Annotated in this window: 8 protein-coding genes and 1 pseudogene; 5 read left to right on the forward strand and 4 right to left on the reverse strand. The window is 62.8% G+C overall.

Going from position 1 to position 7412, the window contains the following annotated elements; all coding sequences use genetic code 11:
- Both EN969_RS09530 and EN969_RS09535 read left to right on the forward strand, forming a co-directional pair.
- The coding region (locus tag EN969_RS09530) for a dihydroxy-acid dehydratase (RefSeq protein ID WP_206525140.1) at positions 1–804 on the forward strand (804 nt) is incomplete at its 5' end.
- On the forward strand, positions 791–1630 hold the full coding sequence (locus EN969_RS09535; RefSeq protein ID WP_013531284.1) for a tetratricopeptide repeat protein: 840 nt from the start codon (positions 791–793) through the stop codon (positions 1628–1630). The genes EN969_RS09530 and EN969_RS09535, both read left to right, overlap by 14 nt.
- Before the next feature lie 50 nt (positions 1631–1680).
- Here EN969_RS09535 and EN969_RS09540 read toward each other — a convergent pair whose 3' ends face one another.
- The 4 genes from EN969_RS09540 to erpA form a co-directional block, all read right to left on the reverse strand.
- Positions 1681–1935 carry a hypothetical protein gene (locus tag EN969_RS09540; protein WP_244506831.1) on the reverse strand — a complete coding sequence of 85 codons (255 nt, stop codon included), beginning with the start codon at positions 1933–1935 and terminating at the stop codon, positions 1681–1683.
- 135 nt (positions 1936–2070) lie between these two features.
- Complete coding sequence (gene xth / locus EN969_RS09545) at positions 2071–2865, reverse strand: exodeoxyribonuclease III (RefSeq protein ID WP_013531286.1); 795 nt, start codon at positions 2863–2865, stop codon at positions 2071–2073.
- 16 nt (positions 2866–2881) lie between these two features.
- Complete coding sequence (locus EN969_RS09550; protein ID WP_013531287.1) at positions 2882–3277, reverse strand: VOC family protein; 396 nt, start codon at positions 3275–3277, stop codon at positions 2882–2884.
- Position 3278: 1 nt separating this feature from the next.
- Positions 3279–3626, reverse strand: coding sequence for an iron-sulfur cluster insertion protein ErpA (gene erpA, locus EN969_RS09555; RefSeq protein WP_013531288.1), 348 nt, complete (start codon positions 3624–3626; stop codon positions 3279–3281).
- A gap of 90 nt (positions 3627–3716) precedes the next feature.
- Here erpA and EN969_RS09560 point away from each other — a divergent pair, with 90 nt between their 5' ends.
- The 3 genes and pseudogenes from EN969_RS09560 to EN969_RS09570 form a co-directional block, all read left to right on the forward strand.
- The gene (locus EN969_RS09560) at positions 3717–4931 is read left to right on the forward strand and encodes a deoxyguanosinetriphosphate triphosphohydrolase (protein WP_024503844.1); all 1215 of its coding nucleotides are present in this window, start codon (positions 3717–3719) and stop codon (positions 4929–4931) included.
- Positions 4932–5006: 75 nt separating this feature from the next.
- Entirely contained in the window at positions 5007–6764 is a 1758-nt protein-coding gene (argS, locus tag EN969_RS09565; protein ID WP_063168120.1) for an arginine--tRNA ligase, read from the forward strand.
- Between the two features lie 103 nt (positions 6765–6867).
- A pseudogene (locus EN969_RS09570) lies at positions 6868–7412 on the forward strand (SPOR domain-containing protein); the annotation flags it as partial.

The raw sequence follows: 7412 nt of genomic DNA on the forward strand, positions 1-7412 counted from the left end.
CCTTACATCGCCGACCTCAAGCCGGGCGGCAAATATGTCGCCAAGGACATGTTCGAGGCCGGCGGCATTCCGCTGCTGATGAAGACCCTGCTCGACCACGGCTATCTGCATGGCGACTGCATGACGGTGACTGGCCGCACTTTGGCCGAAAACATGCAGCACGTTGTCTGGAATGAGCATCAGGATGTGGTCCGCCCGGCCAACAGACCCATTACCCAAACCGGCGGTGTCGTGGGCTTGAAGGGAAACCTGGCCCCCGAAGGCGCGATCGTGAAGGTCGCGGGCATGGCGGAGTTGAAATTCTCCGGGCCGGCACGCTGCTTCGATTCAGAAGAGGAATGTTTCGAGGCGGTGACGCATCGCAACTACAGGGAAGGCGAGGTTCTCGTCATTCGCTACGAAGGACCGCGCGGCGGCCCCGGCATGCGCGAGATGCTGTCGACGACGGCAGCACTCTACGGCCAGGGCATGGGCGGCAAGGTGGCTCTGATCACCGACGGGCGCTTCTCGGGCGCGACGCGCGGTTTCTGCATCGGCCATGTCGGCCCCGAAGCAGCCGTGGGTGGCCCGATCGGACTGCTCAGGGATGGTGACGTGATCTCGATCGACGCGGTGAACGGCACGATCGACGTGGCGTTGTCCGATAGCGAACTGGCGGCGAGGGCAAAGACATGGAAGGCGCGCGCGACCGATTATCAGTCGGGCGCGATATGGAAATATGCACAGACGGTGGGGCCAGCGCGCGATGGCGCGGTGACCCATCCGGGCGGTGCGAAAGAAACACACTGTTATGCGGACATCTGAGTTGTTGAGGTCATCTGTCTTTTCGGCACTGGTCGTGGCCGCCACGTTTGGCGCGACCTTTGGCGCCGTCGGCCAGGCCATGGCCTTCGACGACAAGGTGTTCGACGACAAGACCGGGGTGAAGCCGCAATCGAGCCCCTGGGCGGTCTTCCAGTTCGGCTTCTCCGCCTACAAGAACGGCCACAAGGAGCAGGCTGCCGAGGCCTACAAATACGCCGCCGAAAACGGCCAGATCGGCGCCACCTGGAAGCTTGCCCGCATGTATGCCGAGGGCGACGGCGTGGCGCGCGACGACTATGAGGCGTTCAAGTTCTTCTCCGAGATCGTCGACCAGGATGTCGAGCCCGGCTCGCCCGAGGAAAGCTATGTCTCCGATGCGCTGGTGGCGCTTGGCGACTATTTGCGCACGGGCATTCCCGGCAGCCCGGTCACCGAGAACGAGGTGGCGGCCCAGGAATACTACATGCGCGCGGCTGCCAACTACCGCAACCCGAACGCACAGTTCGAGATGGGGCAGATGTTCCTGAAGGGCGAGGGCGGGGTGAAGGCCAGCGTCAAGCAGGCCGGGCGCTGGTTCCAACTCGCCGCCGAGAAAGGCCATGCCGGCGCCCAGGCGACGCTGGGCCATCTGTTGTTCCAGAGCGGCAAGATCGTTCGCGGCCTGGCGATGATGACGGCAGCGCTCGAACGCGCTTCGCCCGCTGACCAGCCCTGGATCCGCGGCATGCAGGAAGAGGCATTTGCCACCGCCGGCGAGGCCGACCGCCGCACCGCGATCTCGCTGGCCGATGATATCCTCACCAAGGGCAACAACGCGGACCAGTAGTTTTGCTGGCGGCTGAACTGCCGATCTCCCCCACGAAGCGGGAGATTGGCTCAGTTCGCGATCGGCTCCGTCGGCACCATGCTGGGCGCCGGCGTCGAGATCGGCGTGACATGGGGGTGTGGCGCCAGCGTGTTTTCCGGGCAGCTATCCCCGATCTTCGTCCACGAGGTGTTGTTGAGCACCATATCGCAGCGGGCCAGATGGCTCTGCTCGGCCACCGTCAGGCAGGCGACCTGACCGATCTGGTAGGATTTTCCATTGGCCAGGCATTCCTGGTCGGCAAATGCCGTACCAGGAACGGCCATGGCAAATGCCAGGCCAATGGGACAAAGATGAAATCGTGCGCTCATGGAACCCCAGCCGCCATGCTGGTCTGCAATGAACGGCGCGAAATGTGGCGATATGAGGGTTCAGCGCAGACGGGCCCGGCGAGGGTTCTCTCAAGCCGGCTGAAGCGCGAGATCGATCGCCACCGGGACATGGTCGGATGGTTTTTCCCAAGCGCGCACATGCTTTTCGATAGAGGCCGATGAGAATCGGTTGGCGGCTTCCGGCGACAAAAGCAGGTGGTCGATACGGATGCCGTTGTTCTTCTGCCAGGCGCCGGCCTGATAGTCCCAGAACGTATAGGTGTCGCGCGCGTCGGTGACCGCGCGCACCGCCTCGGTGAAACCAAGATTGAGCAGCCGACGGAAGGCCTGTCGCGTCTGCGGCTGGAACAGGGCGTCGCCCAGCCAATTCTCCGGAAACCGCGCGTCGATCGGCTCGGGAATGACGTTGTAGTCGCCGGCGAGCACCAGAGCCTCCTCAAGTCTCAGCCGTTCTTCGGCCCAGCGCTCAAGCCGCGCCATCCAGGACAGCTTGTAAGGAAACTTCTTCTCGTCATCGATCGGATTGCCGTTCGGCAGATAGAGCGAGGCGACACGCAAGGCGCCCTTGTCGGTTGAGAAAACGCCTTCGATGAAACGCGCCTGTTCATCGGCATCGTCGCCGGGCAGGCCCCTGATCACCTCGTCGAAGCGCAGCTTCGACAACAGCGCGACGCCGTTGAAACCCTTTTGGCCATGGGTTTCGACATTGTAGCCAAGCGCCTCGATCTCGGCGCGCGGGAACTGCTCGTCGACCGTCTTGATCTCCTGCAGGCAGACGATGTCGGGTGCGCTCTCGGTCAGCCAATGGGTGAGGTTGCCGATGCGGGCGCGGACACCGTTGATGTTCCAGGTGACGATTTTCATGGCGGTCTCGTGCTGTTCAGTTGGGCTCTTGCGGCGGATGGCGTTCGACGAGGCCGATCGTATTGCCAGCCGGGTCCTTTAGGAAGGCCATCCATTCGCTTTCCCCCGCTGGACCGAACTGGCCGTCCGTGTCGCGATGGACAAGCGTTGGCGGCGCGGTGAAAGGCACGCCGGCGGCAGCAGCCGAGGCATGGAACTGATCAAGGCCCGATATGTCGAGATAGACGGTTCCGGCCGGTACGCCGTCGGTGAACAGCAGCCTGATTTCTCCGGCCATGATGAAGGCGATGCCCGGCGGATCGAAGCGTGCATGGACAGCCATGCCCAGCACGTCGCGCCAGAAAGCCAGCGTCACGTCGAGGTCACGGCCAGCCGACAGCGCGATCTGACGGACCGCACCGATGGCAGGCATTCTATATGGAGAAACTCGTGCCGCAGCCGCAGGAGGCGACGGCGTTCGGATTGCGGATCTGGAACGACTGGCCCATCAGATCGTCGACGAAATCGATCACAGATCCGCCCATATAGACCAGCGACAAATCGTCGATCAGCACCGTGGCTCCGTCCTTCTCGATGGCTACGTCGTCGTCGTTGCGCGTATCGACCAGATCGAACTTGTAGGAAAAGCCCGAGCAGCCGCCGCCTTCGACCGAAACGCGCAGCGCCGTCTTGCCGGCTTCGTTCGAGACAATCCTGGCGATCCGCTTGGCGGCGGCCTCGGTCATATCGACTTTCATGGCAGTCTTGGCATCAGCGCCCATGGGCGTCACCTTGCTTTCGGTTTCACATGATAGGTATGAAGCGCGAGGGGCCAAGTCAACCTGGCTAAGTCAAACGCGGCAGCATCAGCCATGACCAGTGAGTTGGGCGACATCGGATTCGGCTATCGGCCACGCGCCGCCTATGCCTGCGATCCGGCAAACTCGCGCGGGCGGCTGTTCGACGAGGTGGAGAGCCCGACCCGCACGCCATTCCAGCGGGACCGTGACCGCATCATCCATTCGACGGCCTTCCGGCGGCTGAAGCACAAGACGCAGGTCTTCATCGCCCATGAAGGCGACCACTATCGCACCCGGCTGACCCATTCGATCGAAGTGGCGCAGATAGCGCGCGCCCTGGCACGGGCGCTGCGCGGCGACGAGGATCTGGCCGAGGCGGTGGCGCTGGTGCATGATTTCGGCCACACGCCCTTCGGCCACACCGGCGAGGACGCGCTCAACGAGAAGATGGCCGTCTGGGGCGGCTTCGACCACAACGCACAATCGCTGCGCATCGTGACAAGGCTGGAGGCGCGCTACGCCGAGTTCGACGGGCTCAACCTGACCTGGGAAACGCTGGAAGGCCTGGTCAAGCACAATGGGCCGCTGACGGATGCCAACGGCAAGGGTCTGAAAGGGCCGGTGCCACAGGCGATCCGTGATTATTCGCAACTGCACGATCTCGAACTCGACCGGTTCGCCGGCATCGAGGCGCAATGCGCGGCGATCGCCGACGATATCGCCTACAACACGCATGACATCGACGACGGGTTGAGGGCAGGGCTCTTGACGCTGGACATGCTGGAGACGGTTTCGCTGCCGGGAACGATCCTGAAAGGCGTGCGCGAACGCTATCCTTCCCTCGATGCCGTGCGCACCGGCCACGAACTGATGCGGCGGCAGATAACGGCCATGGTCGAGGACGTGATCAGGTCGACGACCGCCAATCTCGATCGCATCAGGCCGCCGAGCGCCGATGCAGTGAGGGCAGCTGGCGAGACGATGGTGGTTTTCTCGGCCGAAATGGCTGCCCTGGAGAAGGAACTGAAGGCCTTTCTGTACAAGCACCTCTACCGGCACGCCGAGGTTATGAGGGTGCGCGCGGATGCCGAGCAGATCGTCAAGGATCTGTTCGACGCCTATTTCGCCGATCCGCGCGCCATGCCGGATGGCTGGCGCGAGGGGCTGGATCGGGCCGATGATCGCATCAAGGCGCGCAGCGTCGCCGACTTCCTGGCGGGTATGACCGACACCTACGCGCTCAAGGAACACCGGCGTTTGTTTGACCATACGCCTGAATTGGGCTAGGGCGGGCTCGATTTTGCCGGCCAACGAGCCGGATTCGCTGCAAAGCCGCCAGAGCCAGACCCCAGAGTCACACAAATGAACATCTTCGCCGATTTCACCGCGCGAATCATAAAAGCCGTCGAAGCGCTTGATCTGAAAGACAAAGACGGCATTTCGCCTGACCTGTCGCGCATTGCCGTTGAGCCGCCGCGCGACGCCAGCCATGGCGACCTGGCGACCAATGCGGCAATGGTGCTGGCCAAGCCGACCGGCCAGAACCCGCGCGCGCTGGCCGAAAGACTGGCGCAGGCGCTGCGCGACGACAAGGATGTCGCGGCAACAGAGGTGGCCGGCCCCGGTTTCGTCAATCTCAGGCTGAAGGACGGCTTCTGGCAGACACATCTGACCGCACTGCTCGGCGAGGGCCGCAACTATGGCCGCTCGATGGTTGGCGGCGGCAGGAAGACCAATGTCGAATATGTCTCGGCCAATCCGACCGGACCGATGCATGTCGGCCATTGCCGGGGTGCTGTCGTCGGCGATGCACTTGCCAATCTGATGGCCTTCGCCGGTTACGACGTGACCAAAGAATACGTCATCAACGACGCCGGCTCGCAGATCGACGTGCTCGGCCGTTCCGCATTCCTGCGTTACCGCGAAGCGCTGGGTGACGACATCGGCGAGATTCCGAGCGGGCTTTATCCGGGTGATTACCTGGTGCCAGTTGGTCAGGCGCTGGTCGCGGAATTCGGCCGCTCGCTGCTGCAGATGCCCGATGACGAGGCGCTCGCCATCGTCAAGGATCGCACCATCGATGCGATGATGGCGATGATCCGCGAGGACCTGGCGATGCTCAACGTGCATCACGACGTGTTCTTCTCCGAGCGCACGCTGCACGCCGACAATGCCAGGAAGATCCGATCCGCGATCAACGATCTGACGCTGAAGGGCCATATCTACAAGGGCAAGCTGCCGCCGCCCAAGGGCGAGAAACCCGACGATTGGGAGGACCGCGAGCAGACGCTGTTCCGCTCGACCGCGGTCGGCGACGACATGGACCGGGCGCTGGTCAAGTCGGACGGCTCATTCACCTATTTCGCCGCCGACGTTGCCTATCTCAAGGACAAGGTCGATCGCGGCTTCGTCGACCTGATCTATGTGCTCGGCGCCGACCATGGCGGCTACGTCAAGCGGCTGGAAGCCCTGGCGCGGGCGATTGCCGGCGAAGAGGTCAAGCTCACCGTGCTGCTTTGCAATCTGGTCAAGCTGTTTCGCGAGGGCGAACCGGTGCGTATGTCGAAGCGGTCGGGCGATTTCGTGACGCTGCGCGAAGTGGTGGAGGAGGTGGGCCGCGACGCGATCCGCTTCATGATGCTCTATCGCAAGAACGATGCGCCGCTGGATTTCGATTTCGCCAAGGTGACCGAGCAGTCCAAGGACAATCCGGTGTTCTATGTCCAGTACGCCTCGGCGCGCTGTCATTCGGTGTTCCGGCAGGCGAGCGAGCAACTGGGCGAAGCCAATTTCGACCGCAACAGCCTGGCGTCCGCCGCGGCATTGCTGACCGACGAGGGCGAGATCGGCCTGATCCGCAAGCTTGCCGAATACCCGCGGCTGATCGAGTCCGCCGCCCTTGCGCTCGAGCCGCATCGGCTGGCATTTTACCTCTATGATCTGGCTTCCAGCTTCCACGGGCACTGGAACCGTGGCACGGATAATCCGGACTTACGTTTTGTTAAGGTTAACGACCGACAATTGACGCATGCCAGACTAGGGCTGGTGCAGGCTGTTTCGGACGTTTTGACGTCCGGCCTGACGTTGATCGGGGCCGCCGCGCCCACTGAAATGCGTTAGGTTTGACTAAATAACCTGTCACCTTTTGCCCACATTGCGCTGGTAAGGGCCAACCCTACGCGACGTCCATGGCGTCCGAATGAGTGCGAGTTCGGGAACAATAATGGCAGACAGAACCCAGCTGAGAGTAGCCGACAACAACGACATCGCTGAGGATGATCCGTTCGCGGAACTGACCAGGATCATGGGATTCGACCCGCGCCAGCCGGTCAGGCCGCAATCGCCCGCCCAGCCGCAGGCCCCAGCCGCCGATCACGGGCTCGAAGAGGGCGATTTCGATATCGATCTCGAGAAAGAAATGATGGGCGAGTTCGGCGCTGACGACAGCGACGCCGCTCCGGTTGTTCAGGCTCATGAGCCGACTTTCGTGCATGAGCCGGCATTCGAAGCGGCTGACGCCAGCGCGATGGACGACGAGCTTTCGGTGTCGCTCGACGACGATTTCGAACTGGACATGGCTGAGATCGACGACCACGTCGCCGGCGCCAGCCATGCGGTCGCCGCTGAAGCCGTGCCGTCCGTCGAGCCCGCTTTCGCGTCCGACATTGGCGATGCCGTCGCCGGTTCGCTCGAGGACGTGTCCCCCTTCGAGGACGATCAGTCGATGGCGGACGAGCTTGCCGCCTCGCTCGACCAGGACCTTCGGAT

This window comes from Mesorhizobium sp. M7A.F.Ca.CA.003.01.2.1, from assembly GCF_003998945.1.
Lineage (GTDB): Bacteria > Pseudomonadota > Alphaproteobacteria > Rhizobiales > Rhizobiaceae > Mesorhizobium > Mesorhizobium ciceri.

Bases quoted from the DNA above. Each gene is read 5' to 3' on its own strand.
- erpA (WP_013531288.1), bottom strand. From the start codon at position 3,626: ATGGGCGCTGATGCCAAGACTGCCATGAAAGTCGATATGACCGAGGCC.
- EN969_RS09550 (WP_013531287.1), bottom strand. From the start codon at position 3,277: ATGCCTGCCATCGGTGCGGTCCGTCAGATCGCGCTGTCGGCTGGCCGT.
- EN969_RS09535 (WP_013531284.1), top strand. From the start codon at position 791: ATGCGGACATCTGAGTTGTTGAGGTCATCTGTCTTTTCGGCACTGGTC.
- xth (WP_013531286.1), bottom strand. From the start codon at position 2,865: ATGAAAATCGTCACCTGGAACATCAACGGTGTCCGCGCCCGCATCGGC.
- EN969_RS09560 (WP_024503844.1), top strand. From the start codon at position 3,717: ATGACCAGTGAGTTGGGCGACATCGGATTCGGCTATCGGCCACGCGCC.
- EN969_RS09540 (WP_244506831.1), bottom strand. From the start codon at position 1,935: ATGGCCGTTCCTGGTACGGCATTTGCCGACCAGGAATGCCTGGCCAAT.
- argS (WP_063168120.1), top strand. From the start codon at position 5,007: ATGAACATCTTCGCCGATTTCACCGCGCGAATCATAAAAGCCGTCGAA.